The sequence below is a fragment of the Methylocystis sp. sgz306128 genome (assembly GCF_056032725.1).
In genome coordinates, this window is sequence record NZ_JBVYWO010000006.1 from 79,825 (window position 1) to 100,841 (window position 21,017).

Below are 21,017 nucleotides of genomic sequence, written 5' to 3' on the forward strand. Positions count from 1 at the left end.
ACCCTTGATTGAAATCACATCTCCACCACAAGACGCCCGCGCACCTTGCCGTCGAGGAGCGCCTGCGCCGTCGGAATGACATCTTCGAGCGCAATCGTGCGGGTTATGCTGGCCAGCTTGCCCGGATCGAGATCGCGCACCAGCCGGCCCCAGGCCTCAAGCCGCCGCGGCTTGGGACACATCACCGACTCGACGCCCAGCAGAGCGACATTGCGCAGGATGAACGGCGCAACGGTTGCGGGCAGGTCAAGCCCCTGCGCCAGACCGCAGGCGGCAATGGCCCCGCCATATTTCGTCTGCGCCAGCACATTGGCCAGCGTATGCGAGCCAACGGAATCGACACCCGCGATCCAGCGCTCCTTGCCGAGCGGACGGCCCGGCGCCGACAGTTCCTTGCGCTCGATGATCTCGCTGGCGCCAAGGCCCTTGAGATAATCCGCTTCTTCCGGGCGTCCGGTCACGGCCAGAACCGTCCAGCCGAGCTTGGCGAGCACTGCGACGGATACCGAGCCGACGCCGCCTGCGGCGCCAGTCACCACCACAGGCCCCTGTTCCGGCGCGAGGCCAAAACGCTCCAAGGCCATGACGCAGAGCATGGCGGTGTAACCCGCCGTGCCGATGGCCATGGCCTGCGCTGCCGTCAGGCCCGTGGGCAGGGGCACGAGCCAGTCGCCCTTCACCCGCGCCTTTTGCGCATAGCCGCCGAAATGCACTTCGCCGACGCCCCAGCCGTTGAGAACCACTGCATCGCCGGGCTTGAAATCCGGATTGGCAGAGCTTTCCACCACTCCGGCAAAATCGACCCCCGGGATCATCGGGAAGCGCCGCACCACGGGCGAGCGGCCCGTGATCGCCAATCCGTCCTTGTAATTCATGGTGGAATGGGTCACACGCACCGTCACGTCACCTTCCATCAGGTCAGCCTCGGAAAGGGATACGATCTTCACGTCCTGCCCGGCGTCTGTCTTGCTGATCTGAATGGCCTTGAATGTCATGGCTTGATCTCCCGGAACGGGCCGCGCGGCCCCTTATAAATTGGTTCAGCTATACATTGGTTCAGGCGGTGGCGGCCGCGCTCTGGCGCGGCACCGGCCGCTCGATAATCGGCACGTTGATGAGAGCCGAGGCTACACCAAGGCCAATGGAAAGCCACCATACGATGGTATAAGAGCCTGTCTGCTCGCGCAGTATGCCGCCCAGCAGCACGCCGAGAAAGCCACCCACCTGATGCGAGAAAAAGGCAAAGCCATAAAGCATGGCGATATAGCGGGATCCGAACATCAGGCCGATAAGCCCGGATGTCGGCGGCACGGTGGAGAGCCACAATAATCCGGTCAGAATGCCGAAGGCATAAGCCGAGACATTCGTCACCGGCATCAGCAAAAATACAATCGTGACGAGCGAGCGCGACAGATAGATAAACGAGAGCAGCCAGCGGCGCGGCATGCGCGAACCAAGCCAGCCGGAGGAGAGCGAGCCCATAATGTTGAATATGCCCACCAGACCAAAGGCCCAGTAACCCACGTGCGCATCAAGCCCGGCCTCAACCACGTAGCGCTGGAAATGCACGGTGACAAACGCAAGCTGAAACCCGCACGTGAAAAAGCCCGTGACCAGAAGCACATACGAACGGTGGCTGAAGGCTTCGACCAGCGCCTGACGAACCGTCTGCTGCGGCGCGGCATCGGCATGGCGATGCTGCGCGGGGCTGGCGACAAAGAACGACAGAGGCACGATGAGCAGCATCAGCAGGCCCAGAAAGATTGTCGTGATCTGCCAGCCAAATGCGCCCACCAGCCCGCCGGTAAGCGGCGCAAACAAGAATTGCCCGAGCGAACCCGCGGCTGTGCCCAGACCATAGGCCATGGATCGTCTGTTCTCGGGAATGAGCTTGCCGAACGCGCCCAGAACCAGATTGAACGAACAGCCGGAGAGCCCGAAACCGATCAGCGCCCCGGCACTCAGGTTGAACAGCAGCGGCGTTGCCGAAAACGCCATCAGGACCAGACCTGCGGCATAGAGCAGACCGCCCAGCATCAGAACGCGCATCGTGCCAAAACGGTCGGCCAAGGCCCCTGAAAAAGGCTGGCCAATACCCCAGAGCAGATTTTGCACGGCAATGGCCAGAGAAAATTCTCCGGTGCTCCAATGCGTGTCGCTCAGAATGGGCAATTGAAACTGGCCAATGGTGGAGCGCGGCCCAAACGTGAGCAGGGCGATCAGGCAACCTGCAATCAGCACGATTTCCGTGGGCGCGGCAGCGCCTTTTCTGGATGAAGACAGAGACATATCGACTTTCATACCGGAGTTTTAGAGCAACACGGCAAAACCGAGCGAACCGCAACTTCCCTGTGCTCCGACCTGCAGAGAAAGAACCGGCGCAGCGTCTCAGTCTGCAATGATTTTGTTTTATCTAACGCGGCGCACCAAAAAATCCAAGCCTGCGCCCATTATGCTTTCGGCGCGGCCGCACGGGCAAGACGCTCGTTGATCGCCTCGCCGAGCCCCTCATGCGGGATGGGCGCGACCGCGATTCCCTTCGCGCCCATGGCGTCAAGGGCGCGAAGGTCGGCAAAGAGCCGGGAGGCAGCCTCGCGCAGGTCGCCCTTCGCAGAAAGATCGCGCGTCGCATCTGGCTGGCTCGCGCCAAAATCAAGAAACAGTTCGCCCGCTCTTTTATCTTTCGCGTCAAGGCGCAGCGGCGTGGTTGGCGCATAATGCGAGAGCAGTTGCCCCGGCGCGATCGGACGCTCAGGGTCAGCCTCGGCCTCGGTTGGCGCCGCGCCCAGTACGGCAGCGACATCCGCGCGCGTCACCGCGCCGGGGCGCAGGATATGTACCTTGCCGCCCAAACAGGACAGAATGGTGGATTCAACCCCGATGCCGCTTGCGCCGCCATCGAGCACCATGTCGATACGGCCATTGAGGTCCGCCATCACATGCGCGGCCAGCGTCGGGCTGACATGGCCGGAACGATTGGCCGATGGCGCGGCTATGGGGCGTCCGGCGGCGCGGATAAGCTCAAGCGCCACCGGATGCGCCGGCAGGCGCAGGGCGACGCTGGCGAGCCCGGCGCGTGCAAGATCGCTCACCGAACAGCTTGGCGCCGCAGGTACGACCAGCGTCATCGGCCCGGGCCAGAAGGCGCGCGCCAGCGCCAGCGCCGCACCGGAAAATACGCCTTCGCGCTGCGCCGCAGCGAGATCGGCGACATGGGCAATCAGCGGATTGAACGAAGGCCGGCCCTTGGCCTCGTAAATGCGCGCCACCGCTTCGCCGGATGTCGCATCCGCGCCGAGGCCGTAAACGGTCTCCGTGGGAAAGGCCACAAGCCCGCCCGCGCGCAGGATCGCCGCCGCCTCCGAGAGGCTTTGCGCATTCACCGGCAATAATCTGGTCCGCTCCGTCATCATTCCACCTGCATCATGTGCACCATCAGCGGCATCCGACTTTTCGGGCATAGACGGGACACCACTTTCCGGCGCAAATAAACGCATCGGCTTTCAGCCGCCGCTGCAAGAGGACATGATGACATATCGCGCGCCCGTCAATGATATTTTGAGCACCATGATTCATGTCGCTGGCGCAAAAGCCGACATGGAGGCCGGACTATACGGCGATATCGATCTTGATTTTGTCCGCTCCATTCTTGAGGAAGCCGGCAAATTCGCCATCAGCCAGCTGGAGCCGCTCAACCGCGCGGGCGACAGGCATGGCGCAAGTCTGACGCCGCAGGGCGTTATCGCAGCGCCCGGCTGGCGCGATGCCTATGCACGTTTTGTCGAAGGCGGCTGGAATGCGGTTTCCGGCCCCGTCGCCTATGGCGGCATGGGCCTGCCCGAAATGGTCAATATGGCCTGCGCTGAAATGTGGAATTCAGCCAATACGGCCTTCAGCCTGTGCCCGCTGCTGACCATCGGCGCGGTTCACGCGCTTGAGGCCTATGGGTCCGACACGCTTAAGCGGCTCTATCTGGCAAAACTCGTCTCGGGGGAATGGACCGGCACGATGAACCTCACCGAGCCGCAATCGGGCTCCGATCTCTCGACCCTGCGCACACGCGCCGAAAAACAGCCGGACGGCACCTATCGCATCCGCGGCCAGAAGATATACATCACTTACGGCGACCATGACCTGACCGACAATATCGTGCATCTGGTTCTCGCCCGCCTGCCCGGCGCGCCCGAGGGCACGCGCGGCATCTCGCTCTTTCTCGTGCCAAAATTCATCGTGAACGAAGATGGCGTGCCGGGCGCGCGCAACGACGTGATCTGCCATTCCATCGAGCACAAGCTTGGCATTCACGCCTCGCCCACCTGCACCATGGTGTTCGGGGACGGCGCGGGCGCTGTGGGTTATCTGATCGGCGAGGAAAACCGCGGTCTGGCCTGCATGTTCACCATGATGAACTCCGCCCGCCTTGGCGTGGGTGTTCAGGGCGTGGCCGTGGCCGAGCGGGCGACGCAAAAGGCACTTGCCTTTGCTGGAGAACGCAGGCAGGGCAAGGCCCCGGGCCGGACAGAGACAAGCGCCGCCATCATCCATCATCCGGACGTGCAACGGATGCTGCTGACCATGAAAAGCCTGACACAGGCGGCGCGCGCCATATGCACGCTGACCGCCGCCAGCCTAGACCGGGCGCATTTTGCTGGAGATGCTGCCGCCCGCGACCGCGCCAGCCTGCTCACACCCGTCGCCAAGGCCTTTTCGACCGATATTGCCAATGAAGTGGCCTCGCTCGGCGTGCAGGTGCATGGCGGCATGGGCTTCATCGAGGAGACCGGCGCAGCGCAATATCTGCGCGACGCGCGCATTCTGGCCATATATGAGGGCACCAACGGCATACAGGCCATCGATCTTGTGCAGCGCAAGCTGCCTCTGAACGGCGGCGCCTGCATCGCACAGGAAATTGACCGGATGCGGGCCGACGTCGAAGCGGTTACGGACGAAGACGCGTTCGGCCATGCCAGGCTGCGTCTGGACGAGGCCGTTGAATCCCTCGCCGCAGCCACGCAATTCCTGCATCAGTGCGACCCGCATACGGCGCTGAGCGGCGCTTCGGCCTATCTTCGGCTGTTTGGCCTTGCGCTGGGCGGCACGGCGCTGGCGCGGATGGCTCTGGGCGAGGACGACCCTGCCCGGCGGCCGGCCCGCATCGCCCTTTGCCGATTTTTCGCCGAACAGATCGCAACCGCTGCGCCCGCCCTTGCTGCCAGTATACTGCACGGCGCTGACGCCATATCGCCTGACGGGCTGGCGGAATAGATCGGTGGCGACGCGCGGACGCGGCCGCTACAGCACCTTGCCCGGATTCATGATGCCGAGCGGATCAAGCGCCGCCTTGACCGCCCGCATCACCTCGAGCGCCACCGGGTCCTTCACCTGCCGCAGAAGATCGCGCTTCAGCTGGCCGATGCCATGCTCTGCCGAGATGGACCCGTGCATGTCCAGCACAACGCCGTTGACGATGCCGGTCATCTCATCCCAGCGCGCGAGAAAAGCCGCCTTGTCCATGTCCGTGGGCTGGGAGATATTGCAATGGATATTGCCGTCGCCGACATGGCCGAAGGGCACCATCCGCGCACCGGGCATGGCGGCAACAACGCGCCGCGACACTTCATCGATAAAATCGGCAACCCGCGCCACTGGCACCGAGACATCGTTCTTGATCGACCCGCCCTCGCGGCCCTGAACCTCCGACATCAGTTCACGCAGCCGCCAGAAATCGGACGCCTGCTGCACCGACCGGGCAAGGGCCGCATCTTCGATCAGATCATCCGAATGGGCCACCGCAAGCAGGCTTTCCAGCGTCTCATCAAGGCCGGACTCCTCTTGGGAGGAAAGCTCAAGCAGCACATACCAGTCATGGCGCGCGCCCAGAGGATCGCGCTGCCCGGCATGTCTGGCGACAAAATCCAGTCCGATGCGCGGAATAAGCTCGAATGCCGTGATCTGCCCGCCCGCACGGGCGCGGGCAAGATCAAGCAAGGCCAGCGCCTTGTGGGGGCTGGCAAGGCCGATGAGAGCCACAGCTACGCTCTGCGGGCGGGGAAACAGTTTCAGGGCGGCTGCCGTGATGATGCCAAGTGTGCCTTCCGCCCCGATGAACAGATGCTTGAGATCGTAGCCGGTGTTGTCCTTCCGGAGTTTGGACAAGCCGTTCAGCACCCGTCCGTCTGCCAGCACCACCTCCAGCCCCTGCACGAGATCGCGCATCATGCCATAGGCTATGACGCCGGTGCCGCCCGCATTGGTGGCAAGATTGCCGCCGATGGTGCATGAGCCTTCCGAGGCCAGAGAGAGAGGGAAAAGCCTGCCTGCCGCCTGCGCCGCAGCCTGCGCCGCTGCAAGCGTCATGCCCGCTTCAGCAATCATGATATTGGATGTATGATCGAGTTCGCGCAGCCGGTTGAGCCTCTGAAGGCTCACAATCAGCGCGCCGCCATCGCCCGTCACCTGTCCGCCGACAAGCCCGGTATTACCGCCCTGCGGCACGACCGGCACGCGCGCCGCGCTGCACAGCCTGAGCAGCGCCGAAACTTCCTCCACGGTGCCGGGCCGCGCGACGGCCAGCGCCCTGCCTTCAAACTTGCGGCGCGGCTCAACGAGATATCCCGCCATATCCGCGCCGCGCAGCACATGGACGCTGCCGACGATTTCCTGCAATTGGATAAGAAAATCCTGCATCCCCGGTGCCTGTTGTATCTCAGTTGTATTGCTCCTCTCGCCCTCCAGAAAAGGGGAAGGTGCACTCACATCGTTCCCGCCAGACAGAACTGCTACCCCAGCAATCGGCGTTTCTTCTTTTGCGGCGCGCGGCGAAACACGCCGACAAGCTCAACATGCGGCGAATAGCGAAACTGATCAAACGGCGCAACATGGCTCAGCTCAAAGCCGCCATCGACAAGAATGCGGGCATCCTCGGCAAAGCTCTGCACATTGCAGGAAATGCCCACAACCAGCGGCACCACCGAACGGGCAATCTCGCGGGCCTGCGCCTGCGCCCCGGCGCGGGGAGGATCGAACACCACGGCCTCGCAATTTTTGAGGTCCTCGGCCTGCAGCGGCCGGGTGAACAAATCGCGGCGGATGGTCTCTATCGGCTGCAGGGCGGGATTGCGCGCCGCCAGCGCCAGCGCCTGCAGGGCCTCGGCATCGGTTTCGGCGGCGAGTACACGGCCCTGCTGCGCCAGACGCAGCGCAAACGTGCCGATACCGCAAAAAAGATCGGCGACCTGCCTCGCGCCGTTCACCGCCTCCAGCACGGCGCGGGCCAGCGCCTCCTCTGCAGCCAGCGTCGCCTGCAAAAAAGCTCCTGCGGGCGGAATCACCTGCGCAACGCCCATGCGCAGCACGGGCGGACGCTGCTCCAGCACCACCGTGCCGTGGTTCGAAAGCCGGGCAAGATCAAGCTGCTGCGTGAGGCGGGTGAGCTTCTGCACGTCGGGCGCGCCGAGTGGCCCCAGCCCGCGCAGGTCGACGTCAAGGCCGCCGTCCGTGGCGCTGATGACAATATCCATCGGCTTGCCGCGATGGGCCAGCGCCTGCGCCAGCGCGCGCGCCGCAGCAAGCGCGTTTTCCAGTTCCGGCGCCAGCAGCGGACAGGCCGCGATCTCGACCAGCTCATGCGAGCGCGCCTGCATGAAGCCCACCCGCGCCCTGCCGTTCTCGGCGCGGGCATGGAAGGTTACGCGGCGGCGGCCAGCACCGTGCACATCCTGCATCGGGAGCAGATCCGTCTCGATCTTGTGGAATTTGAGCGCTTCGGCCACGAGCCCCTGTTTCCATGCCGCATAGGCCCCGGGGGCATAGGCCTGAACGGCGCAGCCGCCGCAGACGCCGTAATGCGCACAGACCGACTCAACCCGGTTCTTGCCGGGCTGCAGCACTTTGACCAGCGTGCCGCGCGGACCCCTGACCTCGGCCTCGATCACGTCTCCGGGCAGGGCATAAGGTATATAGACCGGGCCGGGCGCGATGCCCTCGCCCTTTTGTCCGAGTTTTTCAATTGTGATTTTCATGGGTAAGATTTAAGCCCTGTCCGCGCAAATGAGAAATTCAATATTGCCTTCGCCGCCCGCGATCGGCGAAGGAATGAACTCGCGGGCATGCCAGCCTTCGGCTTGCAGAAACTGCACCATATCGTTGCAGACGGCCTGATGCACGCGCGGATCGCGCACAATGCCCTTTTTATTCCCGGCCTTGCCTGCCTCGAACTGCGGCTTGATCAGCGCGATCAGCGTCGCCGGATGCGCCGCCAGCCGCAGCACGGGCGGCAGCAGAACCTTGAGCGAGATGAAACTCGCATCGCAGACAATCAGATCAGGCGGGCGGCCCACCTGCTCGGGCGTCAGCGCCCGCGCATCCTGATGCTCGATATAGGTCAGGCGCGGATGGTCCTTGAGCGAGACATGCAATTGCCCATGGCCAACCTCGACGGCCAGAACATGCGCCGCGTCACGGTCCAGCAGCACATGCAAAAAGCCGCCCGTTGATGCCCCCACGTCCAGACAATATCTGCCCTGCGGATCTATGCCGAAATGCTCCAGCGCACCGGCCAGCTTCACCCCGCCGCGCGATACCCATCGATAAGGCGCGCTGGCCTCCACCTTTGCCCCCTCGCCGATCAGGGCCGAGGGCTTGGTTAGCGCCGCGCCGTTCACCGTCACAAGCCCGGCCTCGATCGCCTCTCTGGCCTTGGCCCGGCTTTCAAACAATCCGCGCGCCACAAGCGCAAGATCGGCGCGCTGGCCGCTCATGCCGTCAGGCCCTTGGCCTCCTCAGCCGTGCCGAGGGCACCGAGCACCTTGGTGACGATGCCCCTGGCATCGAGACCGGCTTTTGCCAGTTGCCGTTCCGGCTTGTCGTGATCGATATAGACATCCGGAAAGACCATAGAACGGAACCTGAGCCCCTTGTCGAACAGGCCCTCGTCGCTCAGAAGCTGCTGCACATGACTGCCAAATCCACCGACAGACCCCTCTTCGATGGTCACGAACACGTCATGCGTGCGGGCGAGCCGCAGCACCAGTTCCCGGTCGAGCGGCTTGGCAAATCGTGCATCGGCGACTGTCGTGGGAAGACCCCGCGCGTCCAGTTCCTCGGCGGCTCTGAGGCTGTCTGCCAGACGCGTGCCGAGCGAAAGAATGGCGACGCGGCTACCCTGCCGCACGATACGTCCCTTGCCGATTTCGAGAACCTCGCCCTGCGCCGGCATTTCAGTGCCTATACCCTCGCCGCGCGGATAGCGGAAGGCAATCGGCCCATCATCATAGGCGGCGGCGGTCGCCACCATGTGCACGAGTTCGGCCTCGTCGCTTGGGGCCATCATCACCATGTTCGGCAGACAGGCAAGATAGGCGATATCGAAGGAGCCGGCATGCGTCGCCCCGTCTGCGCCCACTTGTCCCGCCCGGTCTATGGCAAAGCGCACGGGCAGGTTCTGCAAGGCCACATCATGCATCACCTGATCATAGGCGCGCTGCAGGAAAGTGGAATAAATCGCGCAGAACGGCTTGAAGCCTTCGCTCGCCAGACCGGCGGCGAAGGTCACCGCATGCTGCTCGGCGATGCCGACATCGAAAGTGCGATCGGGAAAGGCCCTGCCGAACAGGTCAAGCCCGGTGCCGCCCGGCATGGCGGCCGTCACGGCCACGATCTTGTCGTCCTTATCGGCCGCCTTGACCAGACTTTCGGCAAAGACGCGCGTGTAGGCGGGCGCATTGGCCTTCGGCTTGGCCTGCGCGCCGGTGATCACGTCAAATGCCGCAACGCCATGATACTTGTCGGCTGAAGCTTCGGCCGGGGCATAGCCCTTGCCTTTCTGCGTGACCACATGCACCAGAATTGGCCCGGTCGGCGCATCGCGCACATTTTTCAGCACCGGCAGCAGATGATCGAGATTATGCCCGTCGATAGGCCCGACATAATAAAAACCGAGCTCTTCGAATAATGTCCCGCCGGTCAGAAAACCACGGGTGAATTCCTCGGCCTGACGGGCCTTGTCATAAAGGAATTTGGGCAGCTTCTTCGCAAGTTGCTTGCCGAATGCCCGCAGCGAACCATACATGCGGCCGGAGGCCAGACGGGCCAGATAAGCGGACATGGCCCCCGTGGGCGGCGCAATCGACATGTCGTTGTCGTTGAGAATGACAATGAGCCGCGAATTCATCGCGCCGGCATTGTTCATGGCCTCATAGGCCATGCCCGCGGACATGGCGCCGTCGCCGATCACGGCCACGACATTATTGCGGCCTTTGGAGAGATCGCGCGCCACCGCCATCCCCAGCCCTGCCGAAATGGAGGTGGAGGAATGCGCCGCGCCGAAGGGATCATATTCGCTTTCCGCACGCCGCGTGAAGCCCGACAGCCCGCCCGCCTGCCGCAAGGTGCGGATGCGGTCGCGCCGTCCCGTGAGAATCTTGTGCGGATAGGCCTGATGGCCGACATCCCAGATCAACCGGTCGCGCGGCGTATCGAACACATAATGCAGCGCAACGGTCAGTTCGACCACACCCAGACCCGCGCCAAGATGACCGCCGGTTACGGAAACCGCGCTGATCATCTCCGCGCGCAATTCATCGGCGACCTGGCGCAGCGCGCTTTCCGGCAGACGGCGCATAAGGTCAGGTGTGGGCAAAGTATCGAGAAGAGGTGTCTGGCTCACGGGATCTGTCTTAATCTGCAATGGCGCACCCAAAAGGCGGCATCTGGTCGTCGTCTCTTCAAATCAGGGGCGGGCCCGGTACGCATCGGGCGCAAACCAGCCTGGCTTCAGAAAGCCGATGCATCGGGATCAAGCGGAGCGACGCCCTTGGGCTTGCCATCTGCGCCAAGCGTAATCTTCTCGATCCGCATTTCGGCATTCTTGAGCAAGGCTTCGCAATGTTTCTTGAGCTGTTCGCCGCGCTCGTAAATGGCGATGGATTCATCAAGGGACACCTGCCCCTTTTCCAGCCTTTCGACAATCGTCTCCAATTCGCGCAAGGCATCCTCGAAAGACAAAGAATTCAGCGATTTTTCGGCTGATGGCGTGCGCTCGCTCACAGTGCAGGTCTCCAAATAAACTCTCCCGCCCTGTCTAATACGTTAACGCGGCGCTGTGAAGCATTTCCGCGCCGGTTCAGATCGGCAAGGCCGTGGTCTTTTTCACGGTGCGCAGAGCAAGCGTGCTCTGCAAGCGCGAAACGCCGGGCAATTGCGTGAGAATTTCGGTGTGAATGCGCTCGAAATCCGCCGAATCCCGGTAAATCACCCGCACCATATAATCGGCGGAGCCGGCCAGCAGGTAAACCTCCAGAATTTCGGGAAAGCGGGCAGCCGCGCTTTCAAAAGCATCCAGCGCAGCCCGGCCCTGCTGATCCAGCGTCACCAGCACGAAGGCAACGCCGCGCAGGCCCGCCAGCATCGGATCAAGCAGCATGACGTAACCTGAGATCAGTCCGGCCTCCTCCATCAGCTTGACGCGGCGCAGACAGGCCGAAGCGGAGAGGTGAACGCGCTCGGCGAGTTCCGCATTGGTGAGGCGTCCGTCGCGCATCAGTTCCCGCAAAATCGCACGATCGATTGTGTCTGGTTCAAATTTTTGCATAATATTTTTATAATTCAAAAATTATTAAAATAAAATGCCAAAAATGTGATGAAACCTCCATGTTTTTGGCGAGATATTTCATCAGAACTGCAACATTCTTGCTCATCAACACGATGGGGGAAAATCATGAAAATCGGCGTACCAAAGGAAATCAAGAACAACGAATTTCGCGTCGGCCTGACGCCGTCCTCGGTGTCCGAACTGGTGCATCATGGCCATGAGGTCGTTGTTGAAACTGGCGCGGGCGAAGGCTCCGGCCTCTCGGATGCCGAATATGTCGCGGCCGGCGCGAAAATCGTCGCCGATGCAGAAACCGTCTATGCGCAGGAGATGGTGGTCAAGGTGAAGGAACCGCTGGCTGTCGAGCGCAAGCGGCTCAAAAAGGGACAGGTGCTGTTCACCTATCTGCACCTTGCCCCCGATGCGGAACAGACCCATGACCTCATCGCCTCGGGCGCGACATGTATCGCCTATGAAACCGTGACCTCGCCGACGGGCGGCCTGCCGCTGCTGACCCCGATGTCGGAAGTAGCCGGGCGCCTTGCCCCGCAGGTGGGCGCGCATGCGCTGGAAAAGGCCGCTGGCGGACGCGGCATTCTGCTCGGCGGCGTGCCGGGTGTTCCCGCGGCGGAAGTTGTCATCCTTGGCGGCGGCGTCTCCGGCACGCATGCCGCAACCATCGCGCTCGGCATGGGTGCGAATGTGACCGTGGTTGACCGTTCCGCCGACGTGCTGCGCCGTCTCTCGGCCCAGTTCGGCACTGGCGTGCGCACCATTTTCTCAACCCGCTCGGCCATTGAGGAACTCGTCAGACGCGCGGACCTGCTGATCGGCACTGTGCTTATTCCGGGCGCAGCAGCGCCCAAGCTGGTGACGCGGGTCATGCTGAAAACCATGAAGCCCGGCTCGGTTATCGTGGATGTTGCCATCGATCAGGGCGGCTGCACCGAAACTTCCTATGCCACAACCCATGCCGAACCAACCTATGTGGTTGATGGCGTTGTGCATTATTGCGTGGCCAATATGCCGGGCGCCGTGGCGCGCACCTCGACCTTCGCGCTCAACAATGCCACCCTGCCCTTCGCGCTCGCCCTTGCCGACAAGGGCTGGAAAAAGGCCCTCAGCGATGACAAACATCTGCGCAACGGCCTCAATGTGCATGAAGGCAAGGTCACCTATGCCGCCGTCGCGGAAGCGCACGGCCTTGGCTACACCAGCGCGGAGAGCGTGCTTGGGCTATAAAAAGCCCGATAATCCAAATAATATTCAAGACAAAGCCCGCCAACCGGCGGGCTTTTCAATATTTTGATCCGAATGACCTGAAATATATTTATCAGGATCGGATTCAATAAAGTGATTTTTAATTTAAACATATGAAATATGGCGTCATATAGGTGAAATTAGCCTGACTTTCGTGTCGTTTCATTGAATTTTACGGGCAAGAGGACTATCATTCAGCCTCAATATATTAAATGAGGCCCTACAATGTCAGGCGGATGGAACGCGATCATATCGTCGCCCAGTCTCGCGGGCGAAAATACCAAGCGCAACTATATTATCGCCATCGCGGAGCGAGATGCTGCCGAACGGGCGCTGCAGCGCAAGATCAGCAGCGCGCAGGAGCGTATAGAAATGGTGAGTCAGGTACCCGCCGACATTCTCGACGAATTCGGCCTGAAAACCGGCACGATCTGGGGCCTGTTCTGATCGTCGCGCCGGCAGCATTGCGCGGTCTCATTTGCCCGCACACGCCCCTCATCCTGAGCCTGTCGAAGGATGAGCCTGCCGAAGGATGAAGAGAGGCAGGCAAAAATCAGAGCAGGTTCATGAAACCTGAGAGGCTCTGCACAAAACAGCCTCACCCCCGTTTGACAAAGCTGTCGAGCACCATCTTGCGCCCGGCCTTGTCAAAATCCACCGTGAGCTTGTTGCCATCGATGGCGGCCACCGAACCGGGGCCGAATTTCAGGTGAAACACCCTGTCACGCACACTGAAGCCGGAAGCCGAAGGCGCGGCGGAACTGGCCACAACCTTGCCCTCCAGCAGGGGCGGTCCGCCGCGCCGCAGGCTGCCGACATCCGAACCGCGTCCTGACGCCATGCCGGTCTTGCGCTCGGCCTCACGCGCCTGCCCGCGCTGCCAGCCCGGCGTTGCATAGCCGGAAGAAAAACCGGGATTGCGGTCGAAGCGCGATTGGCCGTATCCGCCGAAATTCTGTCCGCCCGGCGCTTCCACCACTTCAACATGGGCCTGCGGCAGTTCGTCGAGAAAACGCGAGGGAATAGTGGTCTGCCACAGGCCGTGAATGCGCCGGTTGGTGGCAAAATAGAGCTTGGCGCGGCGCTTGGCACGCGTCAGGCCGACATAGGCCAGCCGGCGTTCTTCCTCGAGCCCGGCCCGGCCAGATTCGTCGAGCGAGCGCTGATGCGGAAACAGCCCCTCTTCCCAGCCCGGCAGGAACACGGTTTCAAATTCCAGCCCCTTGGCGGCATGGAGCGTCATGATCGAGACACGCGGCCCGGCATCGTTCTGCTCAGCGTCCATCACCAGCGAAATATGTTCGAGGAAAGCCCCCATATCAGGAAACTCCTCCATCGAGCGGACAAGTTCCTTCAGGTTTTCCAGCCGCGAGGGGGCATCGGGCGCCTTGTCCTTCTGCCACATGTCGGTGTAGCCCGATTCCTCCAATATGGTCTCGGCCAGCTGGTGGTGCGGCGTGTTTTCCAGCATGTCGGACCAGCGGGTAAAAGCGCTCATCAGGTCGCGCAGCGTGGCGCGCGGGCGCGGCTTCAGTTCTTCGGTCTCGATAAGTATGCGCGTCGCCTGCATCAGGGGAATGCGCGCACCGCGGGCATATTCATGCAGCACCTGCAAGGTGGCATCGCCGAGGCCGCGCTTGGGTACGTTGACGATGCGTTCGAAGGCAAGATCGTCGGCAGGCTGGGCCACACAGCGCAGATAGGCGAGCGCATCGCGGATTTCGGCGCGCTCGTAAAAGCGCGGCCCGCCGATGACCTTGTAGGGCAGGCCGAGCGTGATGAAACGCTCTTCAAATTCACGCATCTGGAATGAGGCGCGCACCAGCACCGCCATTTCATCAAGCGAATGCTGCTTGCGCTGCAATTGCTCGATTTCCTCGCCGATGACACGGGCCTCCTCTTCCGAGTCCCAGACACCGGTGACGGTGGGCTTCTCGCCATTCTCGTCGTCGGTGAACAGCGTCTTGCCAAGTCGTCCCTCGTTGCGGGCAATGAGATGCGCCGCCGCGCCCAATATATGTCCGGTGGAGCGGTAGTTACGCTCCAGCTTGATGACCTTGGCGCCCTTGAACTCGGATTCGAAGCGCAGGATATTGTCCACCTCCGCCCCGCGCCAGCCATAGATCGACTGGTCGTCGTCGCCGACGCAGCAAATATTCTGCCGCCCCTGCGCCAGCAGGCGCAGCCAGAGATATTGCACGACATTGGTGTCCTGATACTCGTCCACCAGCATATACCTGAACCGCTCCTGATAGAGCTTCAGCACATCCGGGTTCTCGCGCAGCAGACGCAGCCCTTCCACCAGCAGGTCGCCAAAATCCGCGGCATTGAGAATCTTGAGGCGCTCCTGATAGAGCTTGTAGAGATAAGCCCCCTTGCCGTTGGCAAAGGCGCCGGCCTCGCCGGCCTGCACCTTATCAGGCGTCAGGCCGCGGTTTTTCCAGCCGTCGATGAGATAGGCGAGCTGGCGCGCCGGCCAGCGCTTGTCGTCGATGTTCTCGGCCTGCAACACCTGCTTGAGCAGCCGGATCTGGTCGTCCGTATCCAGAATCGTGAAATCCGAGCGCAGGCCCACCAGTTCAGCATGGCGGCGCAGGATCTTGGTGCCGATGGCATGGAATGTGCCAAGCCAGGGCATGCCCTCGGCCGAAGGGCCGACAAGATGCACAATACGCTCCTTCATCTCGCGCGCGGCCTTGTTGGTGAAGGTTACAGCCAGAATTTCATGCGCCCGCGCCTTGCCCAAAGCCAGAATATGCGCGATGCGGGTGGTGAGCACCCGCGTTTTGCCGGTGCCTGCCCCCGCGAGAATAAGCAAGGGCCCGTCGATCGTTTCGACCGCCTCGCGCTGCTCCGCGTTCAGGCCCTCGAGATAACGCGCGCTTCCCGTGGCCATGGCCTTGGCCCGTGCGGCGATACCGCCCGCGGCGGGCGTGTAGGAAAGATCGGAATTCGACAAAGGTCCGGCCACAATAAAATCCATTTAACGAATCATCAGACCCTAATGTGGGGCTTCACATGCCAAATGTCGAGAAATGGCGGCCGCCGCGCATAGCCGCCGGAAATGACAGGCTGCAACGCCCGCCTGAGGCCACGCATACGGCACGAGAAACATTGCATCCCGCCCCCTCAGCGCCTACATTCGCGCCAATAATAACCAGTTCAGAGTCCAACATGCCCGCATTATCCGATCCTGGCGCGCCCGCTCCCGATATCCGGGCCGCGACGGATGAGCTTTCCGCCCTTCTCGGAGCGCGTCTCTCGACCGCGCCAGCCGTGCGTGACCAGCACGCCCATACGTTGAGCTGGACAGCGCCGCAGCCGCCCGATGCAGTGGCTTTTCCGGAGACGAGCGCCGAAGCCGCGGCCATTATCGCCATCTGCGCCAGACATGCGGTGCCGGTTATCCCGTTCGGCACCGGCACCTCGCTGGAAGGCCATGTCAACGCGCCGCGCGGCGGCATATCCATCGACATGTCGCGCATGAGCGAAATTCTGGCCGTTCATGCCGAAGATCTCACCTGCACCATCCAACCCGGCGTCACCCGCAAGAAGCTCAATGAATATCTGCGCGATGTCGGGCTGTTCTTTCCTATCGACCCCGGCGCGGATGCAAGCCTCGGCGGCATGGCCGCCACGCGTGCGTCGGGCACCAATGCCGTGCGTTACGGCACGATGAAGGACAATGTGCTCGCGCTCAAAGTGGTGCTGCCCTCCGGCGAGATCATCAAAACCGGTTCGCGGGCAAAAAAATCCTCCGCTGGTTATGATCTGACGCGGCTTTTTGTCGGTTCGGAAGGCACGCTCGGCCTGATCACCGAACTGACACTGAAGCTGCATCCCATCCCCGAATCCATCGCGGCGGGCATCTGCCCCTTTCCCAGCGTGCGTGCCGCCTGCGAAGCCACGATCGCCACAATACAGAGCGGGCTGGCCATCGCCCGCATTGAATTGCTCGATGCGCTGCAGGTGAGTGCCTGCAACCGATATTCGAAACTCGACCTGCCGCAGACGCCGTTGCTCTGCGTGGAGTTTCACGGCACAAAGGCCAGCGTCGCAGAGGATACGGCGCGCTTTGGCGAGATTGCCGCCGAATTTGGCGGCGGTCCGTTTGAATGGGCCACAAAGCCGGAAGACCGCAGCCGTCTCTGGCAGGCGCGGCATGATGTCTATTGGGCCACGCAACTGTTGCGCCCCGGCGCCAAGGTTCTGTCCACCGACGTCTGCGTGCCCATCTCCCGCCTTGCCGATTGCGTGGAGGAGACCCAGACCGACATTGCAGCAAGCGGCCTGATTGCGCCGATTGTCGGCCATGTCGGCGACGGCAATTTTCATCTTGGTGTGCTGGTGGACATGGACAACGCGCAGGAAGTTGCGCGGGTGGACGAATTTCTCGCGCGTCTGGTGGCCCGGGCTCAGGCCATGGATGGCACCTGCACCGGCGAACATGGCGTCGGACAGGGCAAGATGAAATTTCTCGCCGCCGAGCATGGCGAGGGTGCGCTGGCGCTCATGCGGCGCATCAAGAGTTGTTTCGATCCACAGAACATCATGAATCCCGGCAAGATCCTCGGGGCCTGAGCAATTGCAACTCTCCGTCAGACAGCGCATGATCGTCTTCAGTTTTCAGCCTCGATCAAGCAGGACGATGTCTTTTGCGTGAGAGCCTGACCATCATCGCCGCCGCCCTCGTGCTGGCGCTGACAGCCGCGCTGATCGGGCCATATTTTTATGATTGGTCGCACGCGCGCCAGCCCATCGAGGCGCAATTGTCGAAAAGCCTCGGCATGCCGGTGCATATAGCCGGGGCGATCGACGTCAGATTGCTGCCGACCCCCTATCTCGTCGCGAACAACGTGTCCACGCACGCCGTCTCCGACAGGGACATCAGCTTCCATGCCCGCTCAATCCGGCTGGAACTGGCGCCCGTGGCGCTGCTGCGCGGCGATTTCACCTTCACCGACGCCAGACTGGACGAACCTGATTTTGTCCTTCCCGTAAATCCGGCAGCCGCCTTTGCCAGCCACGCGGCAGGTTTCAACCCGCAGGATGTTCATTTTGACCACATCGCCATCAGCAACGGCTCGTTCAGCCTTGTCGATGCCGACCACACCTTCCTGCGCCTGCACGGCGTTTCGGCGACCGCCAGCGCGGTATCGCTGCAGGGGCCGTTCACCGCCGATGGTACATTCCTGACGGGAAGCAGCCGCACGGCCTTTCATCTCAACACGGCCAGCATCGAGCATGACCAGCTTCATCTGCGGCTTGATCTTGTGCCCAAGGGAGAGTCCAGCGGCATGACCTTCGATGGCAGCCTCGCACTTAAAACCCTCGAATTCGATGGCCTGATCAACCGCAGCGGCACGCTGGCTCTTGCCGGGCTGAACCTGCCCTATGCCCTTTCCGGCCCGGTTCACCTCACCATGACTCAGGCGCAGGGCGAGCGTCTCGAACTGCGGCTGGGCAGCGAAACGCATTCGGTCAAGCTGACGGCCAGCGCCAAAATAACGACACAGCCCAGACCACAGCTGGAAGCCAGTCTTGCCGGCGGCACGCTTGATCTGGATGCGATGATGGCCAGCCAGCCACAAAGCCCGTTAAGTCTGGCCGGTGGCAGCGATGCGGTCTTGCGGAGCCTGCTTGAGCAGGCCCGGCAGATTCCCGGCACGATCGGCGTGACGCTGGACAGCGTCATCCTCGGGCAGGACAGCCTGTCCAATATTGAGGCAAGGCTTTCGTCAGGCCCGGAGGCCAGCAAGGTCGAGATTTCGGGCGCGGGTCCCGCCGCCTCAAGCCTTGCGCTGAGCGGTGTGCTCGATGCTTCATCCGAGTTCAACGGCAATATCGATCTCAGGATCGGCAATATGCCGCGTTTCCGGAGCTGGCTCGCGGGCGAAACGAAGCCTGCGAACGGCTGGCTGCATGCCTTCGCCGCCAAGGGGCCATTTCACTTGGGCAAGGAGATTTCCAGCTCCGGCCTGACGCTGACGCTCGACCGTTCTCAGGTGCAGGGCGCCGTGTCCTTCCGGCCCGCCAGTACGGGACAATCGAGCGCCTTCTCCGCCGACCTGACATCCGATGCGCTCGATCTCGACTCGGTTCCCGATTTTGGCGCGCTCGCCGGCCCGCAGGATACCGGCGATTTCAACCTCAGGCTGGATGCGCGCGCCATCAGGCTCGCGCAGTTTGGCGGGGGCGCTGTCGAAGCCGGACATATCCGGGTCGATATGACGCGCAGCGGCAGCGGGCTGAACATCCGCACGCTCAACCTCGACAATATCGGCGGCGCAAATCTCACGGGCAGCGGCACCATCGCGCCGGAGGGCGTGAAATTCTCCGCGCATGTCAATGCCGATCAGACGCGCGATCTCGCAGCCCTGCTCAGAAAGCTCTTCCCCTCGAAACTCACGACAATGCTGGCCGCGCGCGCGCCGGTGCTGGCGCCGCTGCGGCTGGATATGACCGGCGAATTTACCCATCCGGCGGGCGCCGATGGCTGGATCTGGCATCAGCTCGCGCTTGACGGGTCTCTGGCCGCAACCGGAATACACCTCGCCATGCCGGCCAGCCAGCGCGCCGAACTGCGCCTGACATCCCCCCGGCTGGCGGAATTCTTCGCCCAGATCGGCCTGCCGAGTCTGCCTGTCAACCTTGACGGCGGCGCGCAGGTCAGCCTGACCGCCGATCATCTCGATGCCGCCGCTCCGGATATCGAACTGGGCGCAAATCTCGCGGGTAGCACCCTCGCCGCCACCGGAAAGCTGAACGACCACCAGACATTCGCCGGTCAATGGTCGCTTAAAAGCCCGGATGCCGCCCCGATGCTGCAGGCCATGGCCATTCTTCTGCCCGATATCCAGACCAGCCTGCCGGTGGAACTGGCCGGCAAAGCCCGCCTCTCAGCCACGCGGCTGGAAGCGGCGGAACTGAGCGGCCTGTGCGCAGGCACCCATATCGATGGCGGCTTGACGCTGGACTGGAGCGCAGACCCAAGACTCACCGGCGCTCTGAAGCTCGACACCATCAACGCCGCAACTTTGCTCGCACCGTTGTTCGGGCCATCCTCCCCCGTCAAGCCGGGCAGGATCTGGCCGGACAGCGCCTTTGAGACCGCCATGGGCGATCTTCCCGCCACGCAGCTTGATCTGGCCATAGGCAAGCTGGGTATCGGCGCGTTCAGCGCCTCCGAGGCGAAACTGGGCTTCGCCGTCTCTCCGGGGCAGGTGGCGCTTGCGCCTGTAAGCCTGCACATCATGGGCGGCGCTCTGTCCGGCAAGCTGCTACTGCGCCGCTCGGCTGCGACCGGCTCCCTCACTGCCGAAACGCAATTCGACAAAATCGACCTGAATAACGGCCTGCTGCGGGCCAAGGCGAGCGGAAGCCTCAATCTGGCCGGAACCGGCCAGAGCTGGGACGCTCTTATCGGCAGTCTGGCCGGCACAGGTACATTGCGGCTTCAGGACGGCGATATCGGCATGATCAATGTGCCCGCGCTGGCGCGGGTGATCGGCGCCGCCGAGCAGGATCAGCTGCACACCGACGTCGCCAGCCTCAATGCTGCGCTGGAGGCGGAATTCGAGCGCGGCCGCGCAGGCATCGGCGCCGAGCCCGTTCCTGTCAGCATCGCCAGCGGCCAGTTGCGCGCCGGTCCCGGCCAGTTGGACGGCACAGGCGCGGCCCTGCCTTGGACAGCCGCCTTTGACCTCGAACAGGGCACGTTTGATTTTGCCACCAGCCTCGCCTTGCCGGAGCCGCCAAAAGGCTGGAAGGAAACACCCCCCGCCATCGAATTCAGCTGGCATGGCGACTTCAGCCACCCGCAGCGCACTCTCGACGCCTCGGCGCTGGCCAATGCGCTGGCGGCGCGCGCCATTGCGCGCAGTCAGGCAAAAATTGAGGCCATGGACGCCGATATCCGCGAAAGAGCCTTTTTCGTGCGGCGGCTGAAAGCCTCGCGGGCGGCGGACGCACGGCAGAAAGCCGAAGACGAAGCCGCACGCAAACAGGCCGAAGAGCTCCTGCTGGGCCCACCCAAGGTGATCGGCCCCGCTCCCGGCGCAAACTTGCCGCAATATCCGGCGGCACCCGCTCTTGCGCCGCCGCTGAGCATTTCTCCGCAAAATATCGCGCCCGCGCCGGATGCCGCAACACCGCCAGCCAATTAGTC

The 21,017-nt window shown here is 62.5% G+C and carries 15 protein-coding genes; 5 read left to right on the top strand and 10 right to left on the bottom strand.

Features of this window, described 5'->3' with window-relative positions; translation table 11 throughout:
* Positions 1–14: 14 nt before the first annotated feature.
* The 3 genes from acuI to AC0N03_RS11125 form a co-directional block, all read right to left on the bottom strand.
* On the bottom strand, positions 15–995 hold the full coding sequence (acuI, locus tag AC0N03_RS11115; RefSeq protein ID WP_474288827.1) for an acrylyl-CoA reductase (NADPH): 981 nt from the start codon (positions 993–995) through the stop codon (positions 15–17).
* A 61-nt stretch (positions 996–1,056) separates the two neighbouring features.
* On the bottom strand, positions 1,057–2,289 hold the full coding sequence (locus tag AC0N03_RS11120) for an MFS transporter (RefSeq protein ID WP_474288828.1): 1,233 nt from the start codon (positions 2,287–2,289) through the stop codon (positions 1,057–1,059).
* Between the two features lie 161 nt (positions 2,290–2,450).
* A complete protein-coding gene (locus AC0N03_RS11125) occupies positions 2,451–3,413 on the bottom strand; it encodes an L-threonylcarbamoyladenylate synthase (RefSeq protein WP_474288959.1) in 963 nt (320 codons plus the stop codon).
* Between the two features lie 115 nt (positions 3,414–3,528).
* Between AC0N03_RS11125 and AC0N03_RS11130 the strand changes: the two genes are divergently transcribed.
* Complete coding sequence (locus AC0N03_RS11130; protein WP_474288829.1) at positions 3,529–5,265, top strand: acyl-CoA dehydrogenase; 1,737 nt, start codon at positions 3,529–3,531, stop codon at positions 5,263–5,265.
* Between the two features lie 27 nt (positions 5,266–5,292).
* Here the strand turns inward: AC0N03_RS11130 and AC0N03_RS11135 are convergent, their stop codons facing one another.
* From AC0N03_RS11135 to AC0N03_RS11160, 6 genes are all read right to left on the bottom strand, one after another.
* Positions 5,293–6,687, bottom strand: coding sequence for an FAD-binding oxidoreductase (locus tag AC0N03_RS11135; protein WP_474288830.1), 1,395 nt, complete (start codon positions 6,685–6,687; stop codon positions 5,293–5,295).
* A gap of 92 nt (positions 6,688–6,779) precedes the next feature.
* Positions 6,780–8,021, bottom strand: a complete 1,242-nt coding sequence (locus tag AC0N03_RS11140) for a class I SAM-dependent RNA methyltransferase (protein WP_474288831.1) — start codon at positions 8,019–8,021, stop codon at positions 6,780–6,782.
* A 9-nt stretch (positions 8,022–8,030) separates the two neighbouring features.
* Positions 8,031–8,759, bottom strand: coding sequence for a TlyA family RNA methyltransferase (locus AC0N03_RS11145; RefSeq protein ID WP_474288832.1), 729 nt, complete (start codon positions 8,757–8,759; stop codon positions 8,031–8,033).
* Complete coding sequence (dxs, locus tag AC0N03_RS11150; RefSeq protein WP_474288833.1) at positions 8,756–10,666, bottom strand: 1-deoxy-D-xylulose-5-phosphate synthase; 1,911 nt, start codon at positions 10,664–10,666, stop codon at positions 8,756–8,758. Before dxs ends, AC0N03_RS11145 begins: the two co-directional genes overlap by 4 nt.
* Before the next feature lie 107 nt (positions 10,667–10,773).
* Entirely contained in the window at positions 10,774–11,013 is a 240-nt protein-coding gene (locus AC0N03_RS11155; protein WP_474288960.1) for an exodeoxyribonuclease VII small subunit, read from the bottom strand.
* A gap of 109 nt (positions 11,014–11,122) precedes the next feature.
* On the bottom strand, positions 11,123–11,590 hold the full coding sequence (locus AC0N03_RS11160) for an Lrp/AsnC family transcriptional regulator (RefSeq protein WP_474288834.1): 468 nt from the start codon (positions 11,588–11,590) through the stop codon (positions 11,123–11,125).
* Positions 11,591–11,716: 126 nt separating this feature from the next.
* Between AC0N03_RS11160 and ald the strand changes: the two genes are divergently transcribed.
* Together ald and AC0N03_RS11170 are read left to right on the top strand one after the other, a co-directional pair.
* Entirely contained in the window at positions 11,717–12,832 is a 1,116-nt protein-coding gene (gene ald, locus AC0N03_RS11165) for an alanine dehydrogenase (protein ID WP_474288835.1), read from the top strand.
* Between the two features lie 243 nt (positions 12,833–13,075).
* Positions 13,076–13,297 carry a hypothetical protein gene (locus AC0N03_RS11170; protein WP_474288836.1) on the top strand — a complete coding sequence of 74 codons (222 nt, stop codon included), beginning with the start codon at positions 13,076–13,078 and terminating at the stop codon, positions 13,295–13,297.
* A gap of 151 nt (positions 13,298–13,448) precedes the next feature.
* Here the strand turns inward: AC0N03_RS11170 and AC0N03_RS11175 are convergent, their stop codons facing one another.
* Positions 13,449–15,833: an ATP-dependent helicase gene (locus AC0N03_RS11175; RefSeq protein ID WP_474288837.1), complete on the bottom strand. Its 2,385-nt coding sequence runs from the start codon at positions 15,831–15,833 to the stop codon at positions 13,449–13,451.
* Positions 15,834–16,024: 191 nt separating this feature from the next.
* Between AC0N03_RS11175 and AC0N03_RS11180 the strand changes: the two genes are divergently transcribed.
* Positions 16,025–17,431 carry an FAD-binding oxidoreductase gene (locus AC0N03_RS11180; RefSeq protein WP_474288838.1) on the top strand — a complete coding sequence of 469 codons (1,407 nt, stop codon included), beginning with the start codon at positions 16,025–16,027 and terminating at the stop codon, positions 17,429–17,431.
* 74 nt (positions 17,432–17,505) lie between these two features.
* Positions 17,506–21,015, top strand: coding sequence for an AsmA family protein (locus AC0N03_RS11185; RefSeq protein WP_474288839.1), 3,510 nt, complete (start codon positions 17,506–17,508; stop codon positions 21,013–21,015).
* Positions 21,016–21,017: the final 2 nt, after the last annotated feature.